The sequence below is a fragment of the bacterium genome, from assembly GCA_016786595.1.
Lineage (GTDB): Bacteria > Bdellovibrionota_C > UBA2361 > SZUA-149 > JAEUWB01 > JAEUWB01.
Genome location: JAEUWB010000060.1, coordinates 36290 through 57851, shown reverse-complemented (window position 1 = coordinate 57851; position 21562 = coordinate 36290). Strand labels below are relative to the sequence as shown.

The 21562-nt window shown below is 43.5% G+C and carries 19 protein-coding genes; 6 read left to right on the top strand and 13 right to left on the bottom strand.

Annotated features, from left to right (window positions below):
- Positions 1-78 precede the first annotated feature (78 nt).
- On the top strand, positions 79-1284 hold the full coding sequence (locus tag JNK13_10975; protein ID MBL7663260.1) for a GTP-binding protein: 1206 nt from the start codon (positions 79-81) through the stop codon (positions 1282-1284).
- A 58-nt stretch (positions 1285-1342) separates the two neighbouring features.
- Here JNK13_10975 and JNK13_10970 read toward each other — a convergent pair whose 3' ends face one another.
- From JNK13_10970 to JNK13_10950, 5 genes are all read right to left on the bottom strand, one after another.
- Positions 1343-2128 carry a hypothetical protein gene (locus JNK13_10970; protein MBL7663259.1) on the bottom strand — a complete coding sequence of 262 codons (786 nt, stop codon included), beginning with the start codon at positions 2126-2128 and terminating at the stop codon, positions 1343-1345.
- Positions 2129-2184: 56 nt separating this feature from the next.
- Positions 2185-3117: a nitronate monooxygenase gene (locus JNK13_10965; GenBank protein ID MBL7663258.1), complete on the bottom strand. Its 933-nt coding sequence runs from the start codon at positions 3115-3117 to the stop codon at positions 2185-2187.
- Positions 3118-3756: 639 nt separating this feature from the next.
- The gene (locus tag JNK13_10960) at positions 3757-4032 is read right to left on the bottom strand and encodes a hypothetical protein (GenBank protein MBL7663257.1); all 276 of its coding nucleotides are present in this window, start codon (positions 4030-4032) and stop codon (positions 3757-3759) included.
- A 122-nt stretch (positions 4033-4154) separates the two neighbouring features.
- Positions 4155-4886, bottom strand: coding sequence for a hypothetical protein (locus JNK13_10955; protein ID MBL7663256.1), 732 nt, complete (start codon positions 4884-4886; stop codon positions 4155-4157).
- A gap of 5 nt (positions 4887-4891) precedes the next feature.
- Entirely contained in the window at positions 4892-5653 is a 762-nt protein-coding gene (locus tag JNK13_10950; protein ID MBL7663255.1) for a nucleotidyltransferase domain-containing protein, read from the bottom strand.
- 472 nt (positions 5654-6125) lie between these two features.
- On the opposite strand from JNK13_10950, the gene JNK13_10945 reads away from it, so the two are divergent.
- From JNK13_10945 to queF, 3 genes are all read left to right on the top strand, one after another.
- Positions 6126-7268: a Fic family protein gene (locus tag JNK13_10945; protein MBL7663254.1), complete on the top strand. Its 1143-nt coding sequence runs from the start codon at positions 6126-6128 to the stop codon at positions 7266-7268.
- Positions 7269-7587: 319 nt separating this feature from the next.
- Entirely contained in the window at positions 7588-7890 is a 303-nt protein-coding gene (locus JNK13_10940) for a zf-TFIIB domain-containing protein (protein MBL7663253.1), read from the top strand.
- Positions 7891-7915: 25 nt separating this feature from the next.
- Positions 7916-8275, top strand: a complete 360-nt coding sequence (gene queF / locus JNK13_10935) for an NADPH-dependent 7-cyano-7-deazaguanine reductase QueF (protein ID MBL7663252.1) — start codon at positions 7916-7918, stop codon at positions 8273-8275.
- On the opposite strand, the gene JNK13_10930 is transcribed toward queF, so the two are convergent.
- The 5 genes from JNK13_10930 to JNK13_10910 are packed head-to-tail and all read right to left on the bottom strand — an operon-like array spanning position 8272 to position 14410.
- Positions 8272-9978: a hypothetical protein gene (locus tag JNK13_10930; GenBank protein MBL7663251.1), complete on the bottom strand. Its 1707-nt coding sequence runs from the start codon at positions 9976-9978 to the stop codon at positions 8272-8274. The two genes, queF and JNK13_10930, sit on opposite strands and share 4 nt — an antisense overlap.
- The gene (locus tag JNK13_10925; protein ID MBL7663250.1) at positions 9978-10724 is read right to left on the bottom strand and encodes an ABC transporter ATP-binding protein; all 747 of its coding nucleotides are present in this window, start codon (positions 10722-10724) and stop codon (positions 9978-9980) included. Before JNK13_10925 ends, JNK13_10930 begins: the two co-directional genes overlap by 1 nt.
- Complete coding sequence (locus JNK13_10920; protein MBL7663249.1) at positions 10717-11469, bottom strand: hypothetical protein; 753 nt, start codon at positions 11467-11469, stop codon at positions 10717-10719. Before JNK13_10920 ends, JNK13_10925 begins: the two co-directional genes overlap by 8 nt.
- 25 nt (positions 11470-11494) lie before the next feature.
- Positions 11495-12421: a hydroxymethylglutaryl-CoA lyase gene (locus JNK13_10915; GenBank protein MBL7663248.1), complete on the bottom strand. Its 927-nt coding sequence runs from the start codon at positions 12419-12421 to the stop codon at positions 11495-11497.
- Positions 12422-12433: 12 nt separating this feature from the next.
- Positions 12434-14410, bottom strand: coding sequence for an acetoacetate--CoA ligase (locus tag JNK13_10910; protein MBL7663247.1), 1977 nt, complete (start codon positions 14408-14410; stop codon positions 12434-12436).
- A 197-nt stretch (positions 14411-14607) separates the two neighbouring features.
- On the opposite strand from JNK13_10910, the gene JNK13_10905 reads away from it, so the two are divergent.
- Entirely contained in the window at positions 14608-15144 is a 537-nt protein-coding gene (locus JNK13_10905; protein MBL7663246.1) for a hypothetical protein, read from the top strand.
- Positions 15145-15320: 176 nt separating this feature from the next.
- The gene (gene metF / locus JNK13_10900) at positions 15321-16217 is read left to right on the top strand and encodes a methylenetetrahydrofolate reductase [NAD(P)H] (GenBank protein MBL7663245.1); all 897 of its coding nucleotides are present in this window, start codon (positions 15321-15323) and stop codon (positions 16215-16217) included.
- A gap of 357 nt (positions 16218-16574) precedes the next feature.
- On the opposite strand, the gene JNK13_10895 is transcribed toward metF, so the two are convergent.
- The 3 genes from JNK13_10895 to JNK13_10885 are packed head-to-tail and all read right to left on the bottom strand — an operon-like array spanning position 16575 to position 21542.
- The gene (locus tag JNK13_10895) at positions 16575-18131 is read right to left on the bottom strand and encodes a glucose-6-phosphate isomerase (GenBank protein MBL7663244.1); all 1557 of its coding nucleotides are present in this window, start codon (positions 18129-18131) and stop codon (positions 16575-16577) included.
- A complete protein-coding gene (locus tag JNK13_10890) occupies positions 18106-20442 on the bottom strand; it encodes a thioredoxin family protein (protein MBL7663243.1) in 2337 nt (778 codons plus the stop codon). The genes JNK13_10895 and JNK13_10890 overlap by 26 nt, the downstream gene beginning before the upstream one ends.
- Positions 20442-21542: an FAD-binding oxidoreductase gene (locus JNK13_10885; GenBank protein ID MBL7663242.1), complete on the bottom strand. Its 1101-nt coding sequence runs from the start codon at positions 21540-21542 to the stop codon at positions 20442-20444. Before JNK13_10885 ends, JNK13_10890 begins: the two co-directional genes overlap by 1 nt.
- Positions 21543-21562: the final 20 nt, after the last annotated feature.

The window sequence follows — 21562 nt, the reverse complement described above, 5'->3', positions numbered from 1 at the left end:
CACAAAATAGAGCGTAAATATTGACATAATATCATAGCAAGGTAATAATGCAACTAAGTTGCGTTAAGGAAATTAGTTATGAGAAAACTCCCCACAACGGTCTTATCAGGCTTCCTAGGAGCTGGAAAAACCACACTTTTAAACCATATTCTTAGTAACCGCGCAGGGCTAAAAGTCGCTGTGATCGTTAATGATATGAGCGAAATTAATATTGATGCAGAGCTTGTAAAAAGCGGCACGGCATCACTTAGTCGCACAGAAGAAAAGCTGGTAGAAATGACTAATGGGTGTATCTGCTGCACTCTTCGCGAAGATTTAATGAAAGAAGTTTCAAAGCTCGCTGCTGAAGGACGCTTTGATTATCTTCTTATCGAATCAACTGGAATCTCTGAGCCAATGCCAGTGGCATCAAGCTTTGTTTATGACATGGGAGAGGGCGCGAACTTATCTGAAGTTTCAATTCTTGATACCATGGTAACAGTTGTCGATGCTGCAAATTTTCTTACTTTGTACGAATCTCAAGAAGACTTAGTTGAAGCCAAACTTGCTGTGAATGATGCAGATGATAGAACGATCGTAGATCTTCTTACTGATCAGATCGAGTTTGCAAATGTCATAATTCTTAATAAGTGCGATCTTGTTGATGATTATCAACTCGGGAAAGTTGAAGGTATCATCAAAGCATTAAATGCAGATGCTAAAGTAATTCATAGCCGTTTTGGAAAAGTTCCCCTTGAAGAAGTTCTGAATACAAAGCTTTTCGATTTTGAAAAAGCATCACGAGCCCCAGGATGGGCAAAAGAGCTCGCAGGAGTACATATCCCAGAAACTGAAGAATATGGAATTTCAAGCTTTGTGTATCGAGCCCGAAAGCCTTTTCATCCGGAAAGATTTAATGAACTAACTAAAACTGAGTGGCCCGGAGTTCTGCGCTCAAAGGGATTTTTTTGGCTAGCTTCAAGAAATGATTGGGCTGGCATTTGGTCTCAAGCTGGAGGTTCATGTCGCGCAGAGCCTGGTGGTAAATGGCTGGCTGCTTCACCGAAAGAGATGTGGCCACCTGAAGTCTCCGAAGATAGTGGTTATATGAAAGAATGGCATCCTGAATTTGGTGATAGACGTCAAGAAATTGTTATTATTGGCATAGACATGGACAAAGAAGAACTTATAGCTTCTTTTGATAGCTGCCTTTTAACGGATGACGAAATAAAACTTGGTTCAAGTGAATGGGAGAAGCTAAAAGATACTTTGCCTCGTTGGGTTATGGAATCTGATCCTGATTAGCTCAACAATTATTTCACTACGCAGAACGTTTACATTCTGCCCGAACGGGCGTGCGTATTCAAAGAGCATCAGAATAAGCTTTTGGCAGGCGTTCTGGGCAGTAATGTTTTGTTATGCTGCCACCTATGAATGTTAATGGGATGGCAATTAACAAAGTCAGCAAAATACCAAGACTAGACAATGTGAGGGCGAGAATAAAACAAAAAACCGCCATTCCGAACAAACCTTTAATAAACGCATTCAGTAATTGACGGGCGGCCTCATCTCCGGAACTGTAGTGCGTGAATCCTGACAGAATTGTTCCAGCGATAGGAAAAGGTGCAAGAAGGCCACTAAGGCGTGGGCCCAAGATATCTGAGGAATATGTTATCAGGAGAACGAGCGTAGCCGCAGCAATCATACGAATGAGTATTTCGAGAAAAGATGTTTGAGGTTTTTTCACTATTTTATCGCTTTGCGGAAATGCAAATAGAAAAATGCAGAGAAGAAGAATAACTAAAAGGAATGTAATAAAGAGTGGCAAATCAAGAAAAGAAAATAGTGAGGTAGAAGCTGCAAACCCAAGCAAGCCTGCGCACAGTGATGAGAAGATTCCAAACCTCTGGGAAGTGATAGCATATAAGAAGCAGAAAAATCCTATTGAGATTACTCCTGCTAGTGCACCTTTTGCAGAAGTAGCGGCGAATTCGTTGCCGTGATCAATAGCCAAAAATATAAGTATCGGGCCTACGATCAGTGGTAAGCCAACTAGAAATCCTCCTATATAATGCCCCCACAATCGCCCTGCAAAACTAACAAGAGCAATCATCGCTGGGACAAGAATAATTTTAAATATCAGCAGCATAATGTCTTAAATCAGCGGGCGGCTTGTCCGTTCCGCTAATTTGATTGTTAACCATCCTACGTCAATTTACACTTGAATTCTTCCATGATTTCGGACACGCTCGCTATGCGATCGACACCGCTTACACCCATTCCGGCATACAAGCACATATTATCAATACTTCCGGTCACACCGCGAACTGGAGGCATATCCGAGAGCAGTGCGACCGGCGATCCGTCAGGAGCAAAAGCTCCTGACCGTTCAGGCAATTTTAACTTTTGTTCCCATAATTCGAGCACAGGATTGCGTAAAACTCGATGAGGGGCGTTTGGCCAACCAACCGAAAAACACTCTGTAAGAACAGTATCTGCACTGGAAGCTTGTACCAGTAAATTCTTATAGCCGTCATGAGCAGCTGATTCACTCGATGCGACAAAACGTGTACCCACCATTACAGCATCTGCTCCTGAGGAAAGAACTTTCAAGGCATCTATTGGAGTTCCAATACCACCTGCAGCGACTAGCGGTAAACCAATATCAACTAAATTTAATCGTTCAATTTGCTGGATAATCGGTAAATTTCCTTGCACATGGCCCCCAGCTTCGATCCCCTGTGTTATCAGAAAACTAGCACCAAGCTCTTTTGCCCGTCTAGCTTCAGTTTCCGTTAAGACTTGGATACCAAAAGGAATCCTTGCAGCAAGCAAATCATTCGTCGTTGTCGAAGATGGCATGCCCCAAGAAAACGTAATAACGGGCACTCGCGATTCAATGGCTGATCGAAGCTGCTCTTCAATTGGAAAGCACAGAACGAAGTTAGCTTGGAATGCCAATGAGGTTAGTTTCTTGGTTGCTTCTATGATCTCTCTGACTTGTCGGGGAGACTGCCAGGTTACGGCAAGTGCACCTAGCCCACCGTTATTGCTGACGGATGCTGCAAGCTCGGGTGTGCAGCAACTACCAATTGGCGCTTGAAGTAATTTAACTTGAAGTGAACTAATAACATTCATTTATTAGATGAATAACGTTTAGGAGGAGCGGGGAAAGGCCACTCCAACTCTATATAAAGTTTCACTTTCGCTTGCGGCCTTTCCTCTGCTCGCTCTGTTTGTTCTCCCCAGCCTTCCTCAGTTTCTTCCTAGACGTTCTTGCTTCCTGAAAAAAGGCGTATCCAGACCCCGTGGGTTTCATTCCACCCCAAGAGGATAATTCAGCGAGTCTTTCAATATATAGCATCGGGGAATCACTTTTTGGGTTTAGAATTCGTTTTCTCAATTTGGCATCTCGCCGAATCAAGTTAAGAGCTTGTTTTTCGGCTGATCGCGCGTCTCGAGCGATCACAAGCCGAGTCACGTAAAACCCATATCGCACTGTCTTACCCTGAGCTTCAAAGTGATAATTCGCTCCGCGAATAAGAACTCCAAATTTCTTCTTTTGTGACGCTTTAAGCATTTAATTACTCTTAGGGGAGAACATATAGATCACCATAACCGATGATCTACCTAAAATTTCTTTGATAATATACCGTCTATTAATATCACAAATCAAATATAGGTCTATATTATTGCATTCATTATCTATAGTTATTTAAGTTATAAATAAGCTACTTCAGCGTTCTGTCAATTTAGAAAAGTAACCCAGAACGAGGGCTAAAAAAATTTTCCCTCAGGAGTAAGAATAAAACCATCTGTAAGAGGCATGAACGATCGTAGCCCACCGTCGTCAACTGCGCCAACAACCCTAAGATTTCCATCTTTTTGATCATCCCAAAATACCTGAATTTCTATTTGATATTCGGCGCCACTTTTACCAGTTACTGCGTAAGTGTCTTGTGCATTAAGAAGCACTTGAAGTTCCGTGTAGGATTTCTGTCGATACTTCTTCAATTCCTGAGCAAGCAACTTTTTCGCTTCTTCATTGTCCATAGATCAATTTTTTTGTTGTATAACGTTTAGAGCCACAAGTTTCGCGCCAATTCTGCAGTTAATCAAACCAAAAGAGCTAAAAGGCGCGAAATCTTTGTGGGCTCAATTGTTATACGCCTTTATCAATCAATTAGCTGTTTCAAGTAAGCATCATATTCGATAGCTGGAGCTGTAGCTAAAGATTGGAGCTGCTTAAGTAGTCTAAATAGAAACTGGACAAGCGACCGCTCTTGCCCAGAAATAGCTATATCAATGATTGCATCAGTTGAATAAGTAATCTCGAATGATCCAGCGGTCAGCGCGCAACCAATATCGAGGCGATGCTCGTTGTCCAACTCTGCCAACACATCTTTGAAAGGTTGACCAAATGGCGGTGACCAAGAACTTTGATAAGTTACAATGCCTCCAATAATTCTTGGCAATGGTCGTGCACCATAAGAGCCACCAGCGTGGGGTATCGATGCTGAGGTCCGTTTCAATTTTCGAACAGATGCGGCCTTCTCGCCTGCGTAAATGATATGTTCACGACTCAAATCTTGCTTGGCCTCCAGAACTGCATACACACTTTCGGCGGGGACATATTGCTGACCAGCTTGGTTGTAAAGAATTGGAGAGTATTGACGATCATAAATAACGATATCAATCTGATCACTACATGCTCCTGTTGAATCAATCACAAAAGCCTTATCAGCTTGATATCGATTCGGAAGGTGCTGCTTAAAAAGATTTATCCAATCTTGCTCCGATGCCTCTCCTCGTGCACCAGAATGAGCAACAGCTGTTCTTGACCCGCACAGTTCTCCCTCTAAGCGCTCTTGTAGACCAGTAAAAATTTCTTTCAAGCGATCAGTCATTGCATTCACCATATTATATTTGCCCATGATCGCTCTACAGCAGACAAGGCAGCGAGGGCTGATATTCGGTCTTTTTCAGCCTTAGTCAGTTCGTCAGATAGAATATTATTGGTATTAGAGGGATCAACAATCCTTGTAGAGCTCAGAGAAGATCCAATGGTCCTCAAAACTGTTATGACGTTGGTTGCTACGGCATTTCGAGAATGCCCGTTAAGAGCATTGATTGTAAAAAGTTCAAGATAAAGTGATGGAAAATCAATTTGTCGTAAGGCTTTCCAAATTTTTATCGCTTTTATTTCTTTGATACGTTGAGATTGACTAACAATTTGTATGTGATTTGCAACATTGGTCTGTGTCCAAGAATCCCGTTTGGACAAATATAGACTATGGTAGTTTTGATAGCCGGACTGAACTTTCCCGGAAACGAGATCGCCTCGGTTTCCATTAATGATAATTCCAATGGAAACATTTTGTCTTCTTGGAGACCAACCTTGCGATTCAGCTAAAGAATACACACCCTCGTATAGGTCTTTAAGAGAGTTAGTCGTGTCTGCCTTGAGAGAGATAAAAATGTCCGCATCAGAAACGCCATGAATAGCTGTTCCTTTAGCGTAAGAACCAGAGTATTCAAGTGAGTTTAGCTGATTTCCCGCCCACGCACGTATTGGGCCAGCAACTGTACTACCTATGATTTCCGATGGTGAGTTTGCTCCAACCGGCGCAGTATATTTTAATAAAACTGATTCAACGTATTGATCGGGTGTCATCACTCATTGGCGTATAACATATAGATCACCACAACTGATGATCTACCTTAAATCTCTTTGATAATATACCGCCTATTAATATCACAAATCAAATAGAGGTCCATACTATTGCATTAATTATCGAGGGTTATCTTGGGTGCAAATAATCTATTGCAGCGCACCGGCGGTTTATTATCCAGCATCCGAAACTGGAGATCTAAATTTTCACTTAGAAAAGTAACCCAGTCCCCACGTCGAGGTTCTCCAAATTCTCCAGCAAACGCAATTGGAGAGATGACGGTGAAAAAACCCGTAGCTTCATGGCCATGACCCAGTAACAAGGCTAACCAGGACTAGTAAAACCAATTGCCGTAGCTGCTAAATATTTCAAAACTAATCGTTACATAAATTCTCACTAAGTATGAATTGACGGAAAAACATTACTTATGATACCATTAGTAATGATTAGTATATAAAACATTACTAAAATATTATGACTCGAGCCGGAAACTATATCAAGCAACTAACGGGATATCAGGCATTTGTTCCTAAACCATTGCCACCAGATCCACCCATTCTACTAGATGACGAACTTGTTTTGTTGTTATCACAAGCAAGCATTGCCTTAGGAAAACTAGCAGGACTAGCTTCTATAATTTCAGACCCAGATTTGTTTGTTTATCTATATGTACGCAAAGAAGCGCTTCTCAGCTCTCAAATTGAAGGCACTCAGTGTTCACTTGAGGATGTGCTTAGTCCTGCGGATAAGATGACTCCTAATCACAACATCATAGAAGTTTCCAACTACGTAAGGGCAATGAATCAAGGATTGGCCCAAATTAAAAACATCCCAGTCTCAACCAGGCTAATTAAAGAAATGCATGCAGTGTTGATGACGGAAGCTCGTGGTTCAAATAAGACACCAGGTCAGTTTAGAAAATCTCAAAACTGGATCGGACGGCCCGGAGCAATTTTAAATACCGCTGAGTTTGTCCCACCTCCTTTTACTGAGATTGATGATCATATGTCCGATCTCGAAAAATTCATACATTCTCAAAATTCAATGGCGCCACTAATCAAGGCTGCATTGATTCATGCGCAATTTGAAACTATCCATCCATTCCTCGATGGAAACGGCCGTTTAGGAAGACTACTCATCACCTATTTGCTCTGCTATTGGCGTGTACTAGACCGACCGCTTCTATATCTGAGTTACTATTTTAAAGCTTATCGTACTGAGTATTATGCAAAGTTAATGGATGTTCGATTTAAAGGGGACTGGGAAGGTTGGATAAAATTTTTCCTCAAAGCTGTCTCGGAATCCGCGGAAATGGCAAAGACAGCAGCACTTGAGATTCATCATCTGCACCAATCCAATCGCGAAGCATTGCAACAAAGTAAACCTACTGCATATACACTTCAAGTTTTTAACGAATTTTGCAAAGCACCAATCTGGACCGTGCAAGAGCTATTGGCGCAACACAACTCAAGTAAACCTAAGATTCAACGAGCGATCGATCACTTAATTGAATTAGGTTTTTTGCAAGAAACTAGTGGTAAGCAACGTAATCGTAAATACGCTTATGCAAGTTATTTGCAGATCCTCACACGTGATACGACAACGAAAATCGGCTAGTGCTTGGATAAAGATTTATCTACCAGTTTGCAAGAATCGTCAGTTTAATCCAAAATCTTTTTGCAAACTGGTATATAAGTTGTGTCGCAGACACAACCAGTAAATAAATAGCGTTTCCCTTTTAAAAATATACTCATAGATAGCTGTTCCACTCAGAGGAAATGTTTTTTATAGCATGCTGCGCTTGCTGCGTATCCCAAATAGTTATGGAAACGCTATCAAAGCGGTTCGGATGGGATCGCACAGATTTTTTGAGGGATTTTGAAGCGCAGCAACGTTATGCTAGACAAGAGCAGTAAATTTTCAGGAGGAAATCATCATGTCTAACGCTTGGGACGATATGCGCCGCGCCAAAGAAGAAAGTCACTTTGACAGAAAAAATCGTGAGCTACTGGAACGCCTGGCAGCCCGTAAAGCCGAAGATAAACCACGCTTAAGCCCAGTTACCGGCAAACCCATGGAACAAGTCCACTTCGGCGAAGTAATCGTCGACCGTTGCAACGACTCTGGCGGAATTTGGCTCGATGCTGGTGAACTAGAACTTTTAATCAATCAAGCCGCTGATAAAACTAACCAAGAAACTGGTTGGCTCAATAAATTTCTTGGGGCCGTGAAAAAATAAGGCCGTGAAAAAGTAAAGCAGCTAAATGTCTACCTCACCCTCAAAGCAACTGGAAACGTTTCCCAACCCACAACCTGGGCGTGACTACAAAATCGAGTTCTCATGCCCAGAGTTTACCTGCGTTTGCCCAAAAACTGGTCAACCAGATTTTGCGACAATTAAAATTAATTACACCCCAGATAAGCTTTGCGTAGAACTTAAATCTCTAAAACTTTACCTCTGGTCGTTTCGCAACGAAGGCCATTTCCATGAAGCTGTAACAAATTTAATCCTGGATGATTTAGTTGCAGCAGTTAATCCACGAAAAATTGAAGTGATCGGTGACTTTTATGTGCGTGGAGGAATTCACACGGTCGTAACTGCCACCTATCCAAGTAGCCGCTAATCGTGCTCCATTCTGCGTAATAACTCCCGCTCCCCATAGTTGAGCGCGATATCTTTAAACGCAATATTCAGCACAAACAGCAAAGTATAACAAAAGAGTGTTACAATTAGCCAAAACTGCTCATGGCGGATGTGCACGTTGCTATAAACTAATAAAATCGGGACCCACATAAAAAAGAGACTGACCGAGATAAATAACACTCCCGTGAGCATAAAGACCATGTTACCAAAACCAGCCGAAAGCTGCGCCGAATGCTCCCACTTGAAATTTGCAAAACGACTGCCGAATCCAATCGCAAGGCCAACCATTCCAAAACAGACAACTACAGTTGCAAGCGCTTTTAAAATTACTATTGCCCAAGGCGCGCCGATACTTCGCGTGCCGACACAAAATACCAGCGAACAAGTCGTAGCAACCGGAATAAACCAGCCCCAAAACTTATAACGCATAATCGATTTAATACTCTGCGGTGAGGTTTGTAAAACCCAAAAACTCTCACCCTCAAGCGATACCGAAGGAAAAACAAAACGCGAACACACAGCCGTAATAATAAAAGCTTCAGTCATCGCACTGATTAGCATCAAGAATTGACCCCAACTTTTTGCCTCCCAACCCGGAAGCATCACATTAAAACGATAGATTAATTGAATCCCTGCCACATAAAATGCCGCAATTCCAAGTAGCATCAGACTCTGTGAAGCCTGAGCTAAGTCACGAAAAAAAACTTTATAATCCTTTACGATCACACCACGCGCAGCAGAATACCTGTCACCGATTAACGCTGCCCAGCGGCGCTGCGAGGCACGACTATTAATACTTACACCCTGCTTAAGACTTTGAGCCTTAGAGAATGCTGCAAAGTGTAGCGTTCGAAATAGTAAAAATGTTAGCGCGCCGAGACAAATCGCAGCGATGTAAAGAATTGCAAAAAATTGATTAACCTCTTGCCCTGAACTTTGTAACCGCTCACCCAGTGCTACCCCGGCCCAGTAAGGGGGGCTAATTAATAAATCAGGACGCGCTAGCTGGTCGAGCACTAGAAAGATATTTTCAACACTAAAAAGTCCTCCCGCTTTTTCCGGAGCAAGGACTCGGAGAAAAAGCAGAAACCCAAAAACCAGCCCGATTCCAAGAATAATAAACACCTCACGAGTCCGGTTAGCTGGGAAAAATGAAGCAAAAAGAATAGCAATTAGCATCGCAGTCCAGACTGCCAGCGCCAAAAAAGGCAGAAAAACTAAGAGTGCATGTAGAAAAAACCAGAAGTCCCCGTGATGAAAAACCCAAAACCCAAAGATGATTGGACTGACAAATAAGACAACCATCCAAGATGAACTGACGCCGATTTCAACAGTTTTTGCAATGAATAAAGAAAATGGTGGCAGTGGCGACTTAATAATTGTCTCGAGACTACGGCTCAAAAAAAGCGACCCTAACGCTTCAATCAAGTTTGCGATCACAAGGAAAACAAAAACTGGAACAAAGATCGTTCCAATAATACTTGAAGGCGGAAGAAATGCTAAGGTTAGCGTTTCTTGAATAATGGCCAAGGTCCAAAGTGTTCCGCGAAAAACTCCATACACAAGAACGCCCAGTAAAATTACTGCTAGAGAAACTCGAAATAGTCCAGAGCGCTGACTTAAGACTTGCTTGGCAAGTCGACTGACTGTCCAAAATCCTGGTTTTGCCGCGGAAAAAAGCATCAGAGCGCCTCGCTAATAATGCTTTCTTCAACCGTTAATTCGATAAAGACGTCTTCTAGTGATTGGTTGGGGTTTGCCAGGAGGGATTTAATTTCCTTCACTGTTCCGTTGGCAACAAGTTGACCTGCATTAATAATCACAATGCGGTCGGAAATTTCCTCCGCGACGTTAATTGAGTGAGTAGAAATTAACATCGACATGCCTTCACTGGCATAACGTCGAAATAATGTTTTCAGCAATTTCGCCCCATGCGGGTCAAGCCCAACCATCGGTTCATCGACAATCAGAATCGGTGGGTTATGAATTAATGCCGCACAGATTGCCAGCCGCTGTTTCATGCCGTGCGAGTAACTCTCAACTAAAGTGTCTTCCCATTTGGTGAGTTGATATTCCGCGAGTAATTGATCGATTCTTTGCTCTGCGGCTGCACCTGTAATTTTGTATAAGTCAGCAACAAAGTAGAGATACTCTCTGCCGGTGAGCTTGGAATATAAATGCGGCCGGTCGGGAATGTATCCGCAGATTGATTTTGCTTTACGCGGCTCTTCTGCGAGATCAATCTGATTTAGTAGAATTTGACCTGAACTTGGCTTGAGAATTCCGGCAAGCATTTTAAGCGTAGTCGTTTTCCCTGCACCGTTTACTCCAAGAAAACTACAAACTTCTCCACTGTTAACAGTGAACGATAGATCGTCTACGGCTTTAAATTTGCCATAACTCTTACGCAAGTTTTTAATTTCAATCATAGTTTTGAACGCCTAGAATTTTATTTAATTGTCCAGTTACCTTGCTGGCCTCTTTTATTTTAGACCCGTAGGTTTTAAGAATCGGCCATAAATCAACGGAACCCGTCAGGCCAACTTTACACTGAGCAATAACGCCCGGGTCTGTCTGGGCAGTTAACCCTAATGCCTGTAATAGTGCTTGATTCAAATGCTGCTTGTCTGCCGGAAGATTTTTATTTGGGACTTGCATGCCGCGTAACAACGGGTGACTAATTGAACCGCGGTCGTCTTTAATCGAGAAAATCACGGGTCCCGGGAGCGTTAATTCTTGCTTAAAGTCTCCTTCGGGGAGCGCAGCTGAAATGCTTAATTTAATTGGGTTAATCGATTCTGAAAAAAGATTAATTTTTAGATGATCAACTGTCAGATCGAACTTGATGCGCGAAAGCTGATTAAGCTGATTGAAAATTAAAGTTCCATCAATATTAGTTTGAATTGAGCGTGGTCCAAGATGCGCCTGGATTGCCCCTTTGAGTCGAATATACCAGACTTCCACGCGGTCAAGCTTTGCTTCAAGATATCCCGCGCAACGCTCTTCAACTAAAACTGCAAGATTATTATCCCCCGCATTGATATAAGCAAAAGGTTCGGTATCGACTCCAGAATTTTGAATCGAGCGGGCTTGGTAAAATAATACCGTGCCTGAGACTATAAAGATAATCAGCGCTAATAGTAGGTCTAATTTTTCAGCAAGAACAATACGCACGCAGTTTGGCAAACTTTTAGAATGACTAAATTTTACCGCCTTGTTTTAACTTACCTGGAAGCTTATGCCCAATAATTTTTTCAGCTTCGAGTGCACATTGAATATAGCGCTGCAGATCGATCCCGGTTTCAATCCCAAGCTCAGCACAAAGAAAGGCCACATCTTCTGTGGGCACATTACCTGCTGCACCCGGTGCAAACGGACATCCGCCAAGCCCAGCCACAGAGCAATCAAATCGATCCACTCCAAGCTCAAGTCCAGCATAAACATTTGCCATGCCAGTCCCGCGCGTGTCATGCAGGTGCAAGCCGACAGACAATTGCGGATAGCGATCTCTGAAATTCCCCACAAGTTGCTGGACTGATTCTGGATTTGCATAGCCAGTCGTATCAGCGAAGGTCACTTCCTCAACGCTTGAGTTATTCGCAGCAATCACTTCAAGCGCCTTGGCGACAACACTAAGTGGTAAATCCGCTTTGAGCTTTCCTGCGAAGGCATCGCCAAAGGCAGTGGAAATCATCAAGCGTTCGAAGCGCATTGATTTTTCTTGAAAAAGCTTAATCCAAGCTGGCAGCTCAGCTAGGGCTTGATCTAGGGTTTGATTATTATTTCTTTTTAAAAATTCTTCGCTCGCTGCCAAAAGCACGTAGCCTTCAGGTTGTAAATTGGGGAAGGTACTAGCACGTTCAAGGCCTTTTTGATTGAGATAGAGTGCACGGTAACGCACTCCTGCTCGAGGAATAATACCTTGGGCAATTTCTTCGGCATCAGCAAGTTGTGGGACTTTGTCGGCACGCACAAAAGACGTAACTTCAATGCTCGAGATTCCAGTCTCAGCAAGCAAATCAATCAGCCTTAATTTTTCTGCTGTAGGTATTACTTTGGCATGCATTTGAAACCCTTCACGGGGTCCATCTTCGCGCAGTAATACTTTTTTGGGGTAATTTGCCATACAGCAGTCCGCTTAAGTTTGTAATTCCTTGAGGTCCTCAAAATATTTGAGCGATTCAGGATTAGCAAGCGCTTCAATATTCTCCACAGCTTCGCCGTGAATCTTCTTTTTGACTGCTAGTTCTACTAACTTCCCGTTGACTGTGCGAGGGATATCAAGAACGGGGATAATTTTGGCAGGTACGTGGCGCGGGGTAGTGTTGAGGCGAATTGTTTTTTTGATTTGCTCGACAAGTCCAGTTGTAAACTCAACTCCTGGTTTAAGTTTAACAAAAAGCACGACCCGCACGTCACCTTCCCAGTTTTGTCCGACACAAATACTTTCTTGGATTGCGTCAAGTGTCTCAACTTGACGGTAGATTTCTGCAGTCCCGATTCTCACGCCGCCTGGATTTAGAACGGCATCTGAACGGCCATAGATAATATAGCCGCCACTTTCAGTAATTTCTGCCCAGTCACCATGCTTCCAAACATTTGGGAAAACGTCAAAATAGGCTTTATGAAATTTGCTCCCGTCAGTGTCATTTAAAAATCCTAGCGGCGCAGAAGGGAAAGGACTTTTACAGACAAGTTCCCCCTTGGTTCCACGAACCGACGTGCCATTAATTGAAAAAACATCCATGTCCATGCCGAGGCCTGGCGCTTGTAGTTCTCCGCTATATACGGGGCTGATCGGGTTACCGAGACAAAAACAAGAGACGATGTCTGTCCCACCCGAGATCGAACAGAGGTGTATGTCGGCTTTGAGTTTTTGATAGATAAATAAAAATTGTTCTGGTAGCAGCGGCGCACCAGTAGAAAGCAGGGTGCGTAATTGAGGTAGCGAGAAGTGCTTACTCGGATCATAATTTGCTTTTTCAAGTGCCGCTAAAAACCGTGGACTTGTTCCGAAAGAAGTAATCTTTTCGTCCTCTGCAAATTTAAAAAGTGAACCAAAATCTGGATACGTTGGCGAGCCTTCGTAGAGCGCTACCGTTACTCCTGTAACCAGCGCACTAACCCAAAGATTCCACATCATCCAGCCGCAGGTTGTAAAAAAGAAAGTTACGTCACCTGGCTTTAGATCGTTATGCAGTAAGTGCTCTTTAGTATGTTGCAGCAGCGTGCCACCTGCGCCATGCACAATACATTTAGGAATTCCAGTTGTGCCTGAGGAATAAAGAATAAAGAGTGGGTGATTAAAAGGAAATTTCTCCCAATTTGCGACAGCAGTCGTATCGCTTGGATAGTCTAAAGCTTGCTTCCAGGAAACCGTCGGTAATTTAATGTTTTCTAACTGCACTTGTGGATTAAGAAAAGGAATCAGGATCAGCTGTTTAATGCTAGGAATACGTTGGCAGAGTTCGAAGATTTTGTCGCGACAGTCAATTGCTTTTCCGTTGTATGTATAGCCGTCTGCGGCAATTAATAGTGTTGGGTTGATTTGTCCAAAGCGATCGAGAATGCCTTGCACTCCAAAGTCAGGGGAACAGGAAGACCAGCTTGCACCAAGACTGGTAGTGGCGAGCATACTGCTCACAGCTTCAGGAATGTTTGGGACTAGTGCTGCTACCCGATCAAGCGGTTTCAACTCGATTGACTTAAAAAAACTTCTGAGTTTAAGAACTTGAGAGTTTAAATCCTTGTAACTGACTTTAGTCGTAACTCCCAATTCTGACTTAAAGACCAAAGCGTCTAGGTGTTGGTGATTTGAACCCTGCAGCAAATTCGCTGCGAAATTTAACTTCGCATTCGGAAACCAGCGGCACTTTTCAATCGACTGTTGATCGACGAAAGCTGGGGTAGAATTCCAATCAATTTTTAACTTTCCAAAATCTGCAAGCTCACGCCAAAAATGCTCCGGATGAGTAACTGACCAGCTGTGAAGTTCGGAGTAATTTTGGATGCTGAGGGCATACTTTTCATTCAGCGCAGCCTTAAACTTAAAGATATTTGTCTTGCGAATAAATTCTTCAGTTGGCTGCCAAATTGGATGATTTTTAGACTGCATTGCTAACCTATTGTTTACATGAGTTTTTTTGCGCTACCCTGTAGATTACATCCGAATAATTAATGCTACAAATTGTAAAAAACATGCATAACCTAGTGGGCGACTGTAGATTTAATTGCCCATAGTCGCTATACTCTTTGATATCCGGTTTTCCTCTGTTTTCTTAGGTTTCTTATATTTCGGGCAAAGGGAAATTTATGAGAGAAGGCCAAATTATCAAAATACTTATCAGCATCACAATGCTACTAACTTTTAATGTAGCAGGTGCAGTTGCAGGCGTTTTAGTTCCTGACCAGAATTTCAATTATCGACCATACGCAAGCGGATCACTCTGGAATTTCGGCCCAGAACATCGACGTGCCGCGCGCAGTACTCAGGCGCAAAAAGCTACAGCACCAGCAGGCATGACTGGAGGCTCGATTAAAACTTATCGAGTTGGACAAAGCTATACAAATACATCTGAAGACGTCTTAGTTCGCTATCTTAAAGCTCAAGCGCAATACGAAGTAAAACTTGCTGCATGGGAAGCAAAGCAAAAGGCATCAACACTTAAGCAATCACGCCAGGGCCAATCTCGTGCGGCAGCAAAAGTAGTGCGCCGCGACACGACTCCAGGTGGCGCAACTTGGGGAGCAAAATATGCGGAGCATCGCATGAAAGTAGAGCGTGTGAAGAAAACAGCGCCTCAGGGAAAGTCTTTCGTTGAGCGCATTAGGTGGGCTCTCTTCGGCTAAAATAAAATCGCTTTATCAGGATAGTTTTTGCCAAATACTTCCGGCCTACGCGGCTTTGCCTAAAAATTCTCGTTATAAAGCGATTTTATTGCAATTTATAGATCAAAAAATCGTATAAATATTACAGAGAAAGGCAACTTTCATCATTTTTTATAACGTTATAGTCTTCTGGACCTATGACGTTTCGAGAAATTTATTCGCAGAACCGACCGATTTTTTCTTTTGAGTTCTTTCCCCCAAAGGAAGCAAGGCAGTTAGATCAAACTAAGCAACTAATTTCTGAATTAACTGAACTTAATCCAGATTTTATGACTGTTACTTATGGTGCAGGTGGGGGTAAACGTGCGCTTACTCAGGAATTAGTTGCTTTTATTCAAAATAATTTACAGCGCGAAGCTGTTGCGCATTTAACGGCTGTTGGCCACAGTGCTGCCGAGATTAAAGAATTACTCATGGAATATCGCGCGCAGGGAATCGAACATATTTTAGCCTTGCGCGGGGATATCCCGAAAGAGCCTGAGGCGTTAAAAAGTGGAAGATTCTCGTGCGCACGGGATTTGGTGCACTATATTAAGGATTTTGGTGGATTTAGTATTGCCGTTGCAGGGTATCCTGAAACGCACCAAGACGCCGAATCACCTGCTGCAGACATTTCGTATTTACGCGAAAAGTGTGATGCCGGCGCTGAAGTTATCATGACGCAATTATTTTTCGATCCAGCTTTGTATCTGCAGTTTGTTGAGCGCTGTCGCGCTCAAGGAATTACCGCCCCGATTGTGCCAGGAATTTTGCCAATTCGTGATTTGTCGCAACTTCTTAGAGTTATTTCTCTTTGCGGAGCTTCTATCCCCGAGAAACTCGAAGCAGAATTAGTACTGCGCAAGGAAGATAAGGCTGAGCTTTTGAGCTTTGGAACAGAATATACAATCAAGCTCTGCAAAGAACTTTTAGCCGCAGGTGCTCCGGGAATTCATCTTTTTACGTTGAATAATAGTCTACAGAGCCGCGAAGTTTTTAATGCAATTCGTTCCCCTCAGCCTGAGCCCTCGGTCGAACACTTGGGTCGAAGGTAGGAAGATTCAGTCGAAGGATGGCACCCTAAGTCATTGCGAGCTTGCGACAGCAAGCGCGGCAATCTGTTTGCTTTTTCGTGTCATTGCGAAGGAGAACAAACTTGTTTGTTCGACTGCGGCAATCTGTTCGCCGCTAAATTATATTTATCATTTTAAATGAACAGATTGCTTCGCTACGCTCGCAATGACGAGTGAAAACAAAATGAACAGATTGCGGAGCCTGCTCTACCTTCGACCCGAGCGTTCGACCGAGCTCACGCCGAGGGCTCAAGCCGTGAGGAGCGAAGTCGAATGGGTCGCCAGCGGTCCTCGCAATGACAGGGATTGAATAATGCCACACCAAAAAGCTGATTGACCCTAGCTACGCTTTCTCGAGATGGAATACTTAGCCTGCAGCGGATCTTGAGCGTTCCTTTTAGTGACACCAGCATGTTGATTAGCAGCAAGATGTTCAAGGATTTTAAAAGTAATCTCAGTGTCAGCCTTTAATTTAGAGGCAAGCTCCTCAGCCGTGTATAGCTGACCAGAGTTATTAAGTTCCTGCTGGATTTCTCGCTGTAAGGCGATCACGCCAGCAGCCGCCTTTTTACCAGCTTCGACACCAGGCTGATGATAAGCGTTCACGTTGACAAGTGTTGCATAAAATCCAACCGCACGTTCATAAAGAGCAATTAACGCACCAATAGTTTGCGCAGAGACACTCTCAACTGTAATCGTGATCGAGGCACGGCCATTTTCTGTCAAAGCCTGCCGGGTGCCTAAATAAAATCCACTCAAATAGTCGCCACTTGTAATGCCAGGTTCAACTTCAACTTGTGGATTTGTTTGTGCTGAGTCGCTTAAGACTTCAATAAAAGTTACAAAAAAGTTATTAATGCCATCACGAAGCTGTTGCACGTAGGCATGCTGGTCGGTGGAACCTTTATTGCCATAGACAGCAATGCCTTGATTTACGATTGCTCCAGCGCGATTTTTTTCTTTACCGAGTGATTCCATCACCAGCTGCTGGAGGTAGCGTGAAAAAAGGATCAAGCGGTCCTTGTATGGTAGCACTACCATATCCTTTAAGCCTACGCCGCTACCAGCTGCGTGCCACATTAGTGCTAAAAGCATTGCCGGATTTTTCTTAATTTCTTTAATGCGCGTTAATTGATCCATCAACCTCGCACCAGCCAGAAGCTCCTGCAGATTAATGCCAGAAAGCGCTGCGGGCAGTAAGCCAACCGGAGAAAAAATACTAGTGCGCCCACCAACCCAGTCCCAGAGCGGTAAAATCTTCAGCCATTTCTCGGCTTTTGCTTGATGCTCGAGCTTACTCGCTGCGCAGGTAATCGCCACAGTATGGTCAGCGAAATTTAACTTGCTTCGACTAAAACGCACAGCTAATTCAATTTGACCGTTACGGGTCTCAAGGGTTGAGCCCGATTTAGAGATCACGATCACTAGTGTTTCTTTAAGTAACCCAAGTCGCACTGCAGTTAAACGATCAACCCCATCTGGATCAGTGTTATCGAGAAATTCGATCGGAAAGAGCTGGTCACTTAATGCATCAATCAGAAATTGTGGGCCAAGAGCTGAGCCGCCAATGCCAACTAAAATTGCACGCTTGAATTGAGATCGTGCGATTTTCGCAAATTCTATAACAGCTTGAATTGCTTGATCGATTTGTAATTTTATTTCTTTACTCGGCGCAAGGTCTGAGTTGCGTAACCAGTAATGCCCGACCATGCGCTGCTCATCAGCATTAGCAATTGCTCCAGCTTCTAATGCCACCATTTCGCTAAATGCTGCGGCACAAGAAGTCTCTAAAGCACTAAAAAGATTCTCTGGATAATTCATCCGGCTCAGATCAAGAGCAAGACCAATTTCTGGATAAGAAAAATAATTTTTAGTGAACTGTTTCCACGAGCTCATAAGCCTGACCTTGTGCAAGAAATCTATCGTATGCCCGTTGTAGCTCAGAGACCACAGTAGATCCAGTTAGGATTGTTGGTAAAACGACGATTTCTGGATCTAAGCCACTCTTGGCCGCGCCAAGCTGAGGAATGATTAAAACATAATGTGGCACGCCTTGACCGCCAAACTGTTTAAGTGCTTTGGTAATTTCATCCTCCCGTCTAGTCCAGTCGGCTTTAATCGGCCTGATTTTATATTTCTTAAAAGCCTCAATCACTTGCGACTGATTGAGAATGAAGCGCTCGTTATACTTACAAGTAATGCACCAATCTGCTGTAAAATCGATAAAGATAATGCGCGACTGTGCGCTTAAGTTATCGATGATTTCCTTGGAAAACGGTTCCCAAGCAATTTGGGTGTCATGTAGTTGAGGTTTTGAGCTGCGTTGCGACACGACATGTGGCCAGGAGGCGATTAGCGAGAATAAGCAAAGTATTAAAGCAAAAATTTGCAGGTTCTGCTTACTGAATGAACTAATTGAACTCATCGCTAATACACGCCACGCCCAAAGTAGAAAGAACGTGACAAGCCCTTGCAACACAGCCCAAACTGCTCCCTCGTCAGAAAGTCCATGTAATACAAAAAGTAACCACACTGCTGTTCCTAGAAGCAAGAAACCCATCAGCTCGCGAAAGCGATAAGTCCATTCCCCGGGTTTAGGAATAAAGCGAATGAATTTATCGTTAGTTGATAACACCGCATATGGCAGCGCTAGTCCAAGTCCGATCGAAAGAAAAATAATAATGATTGCTGGCGCTGATTGTGTGAAGGCAAAAGCTAAAGCAGACCCTAGAAACGGTGCTGTGCAGGGCGTTGATAAAGCCGTAACTAGCAGGCCTTCGAAAAAATTTCCAACCAATGAGCCACTTTTGAAATTGGAAAGCGCCCGGTTGGCTTTCGAAAGAAACGGCAGCTGAAAGGTATAAAAATCGAAGAATGCTAAGGATAAGACGAAAACAATTAAAAATAAGATGAAAACAAAGCCTGGCTCTTGAAACTGGAATCCCCAGCCGACACTGCGGCCTACGGAACGTAGAAAAATAATTAAAATCGCTAAGGCCGCAAAGCTTGTTAGAACTCCAACAGTGTAAGCAATTGCTCCGTTGATCTTCTGAGCGCGTGGTTGTGTGGCATCACGCACAAGTGCCATAGCTTTAATTGCAACAATTGGCAGAACGCAAGGCATCAGATTGAGGATTAGCCCCGCAATAAAGCCGCTTAAGACCGCAAGTAATAGTAACTTCAGGCTAAACTGCGGAGAAGGCTGCTCACTTACAACTCCTCGCGTGGACTTCGTACTGAAGTCATGCACTCGATATGTTAAGAGCTCACCGGCGTCTGGTATTGCTATTGGCGCGGCAGTGTAATTAATCGTCCAAGTCACATTCGTCAGGTCTTCTGCAGGGTAGAGCTTGGGTGAAAACACAGCAATTCCTGAAAATGAAGCCGTCGAGAGTTCTGCGGTAGTTAAACGTTTGACTGGAAAGCTAATGACGGCTGTTGCGCCAGAGGTCGTAATTCTGGCAGCACTGATCAGTGCTTGAAAATTTTCAGTATCAAAGGGAAAAATTTGTAGTTCAGAAGCGGCAGTGGCAGTTGAAGGGAGATTAAGTCCTGAAATTACAATTTTTGCGATTAAATTGCGGTCGTCTTTTTCGTGCAAGCTGCCCTGGATTGAAATCTCCTTCAGCATGCTAGCTGCAACAGGTGTGCGTGCTTCGAAGCGTTTTATTGCAGCTTGATCTGTGCTGATCTCTAAGGCTCTAGTGGGGTCAAGCGTTAGTTCTTTTGTAAGATCAAGCATCCCCGGAACGCAAATATCCTTGCAGACTAAAAATGAAAGTAGCGCACGAATCTCAATTTTTCCTGATTGTGGAGCAGAAGTCAGCGCATAAAGGTCGGCAAGTAAGATTGTTTCCTGAGAATAGCCGTAAGTTGTAATCCCGCCTTTTTCGATTTGTCGCTCTGGTGCAGGCCAGCGTAGAGCTGAAATTTCAAATCCGCTGGGATTTCTCCAATTAACTGTAGTGGGCGATCCACTCTCTCCACTATTTAGCCAATAGATGTGCCAGCCATTTTCGATCTCAAGTTTAATTCCAAGTGTTGCAACTTTCGTTTCAAGACCTGGGGTAGGTTGGAGCGTTAAGCGATCGGAAATAATTGCGCCTTTAACATAACGATTGCCCGCAAAATAACTATTGTCTTCCGCAAAGCTGAAGACTGGAGCGAGTAGATAACTCAGTAAAACAATGTAAAAGCAACGCAACATCAATGGACCTTTTTCCGCACTCGTGAGACTGAAAATTCTGGGTCAACAGTCACAGACTCGCCGCAAATTAGACGTGCTAAGTCGGCACTTGCTGCAAATGAAGTTGACATGCCAAAGCCACCAAAAGCACTAAGCCAAAATAATCCTGGAGTTGTAGGGTCTTGTCCCCAAATTGGCAATTGATCATCTGTATACGTTCGAAAGCAGTGCCAAGCGCGCTCAATTACAAGATCGGAACAATGTTCGGGGATTGCTTGAACAAGCTTGAAGGCAAGTTCTTCATTTATATTTGTGGGCGGTTCGAAGCGATCGGGATTAGCTGCAAGTCTGTCACAAATTGAGATGAGTCGTTTTTTTGGTTCCCAGCGTCTTAAATACCAATTCAGCGACTCGTCCCAGTAAAATCCATAGGGATCAAAAAACAAACCTTGATCGGGAAAACCGCTGACAACAAATAAGTGTCTAGCAAATACCTCTGCCTGGACAAGAAGTTGCTTATTGTCTCGAAAGGGCGAATTTAACCATGCGCCGCAAGCATTGATCACTACCGGCGCGCGGCAAGTTGTATTCCGATTCGTGTCGACTACTAAGTCTTTTCCCGAGTAATTAAGCCCCGTGACTGTTGTGCGAGTGGCAACTGTGACTAGCGATTTGTCCAAGAGCGACAGTAAGGCTTGTAAATATGTTCCGGGGTCAATTAATCCATCGTCTTTTGTATAAACTGCAGGAACCTCTAGCACTGCGCTTTTTTTTCGAAGCTTAACAGCCTGCTCCTCGAACATCCCCGGATGGTGACTTGGTAAATTCCGTCCAACAACAAGTGAGGGGGTTTCAGTGAAAGCTTGATTGCGAACAATTTCTGGCCAGGTTTGCTGCGAACGAGAAGCCCAGTCGGTTAATGTGCTGTTGCGATAAAGTTTACGAAACATCCCCGCATTTTTCCCTGAAGCATGACTGCCTGGCAGAGTTTCACGTTCTAATAAGAGGACAGATTTTCTGCGCTGACTCAGATGGTAAGCTGCTGAAATGCCTAAAACTCCTCCGCCAAGGATAATTACGTCGGCTTTAGTTGGGATATTTTGCTCGGCAAGTAATGACATAGTTTGCAGACTTATGTCAT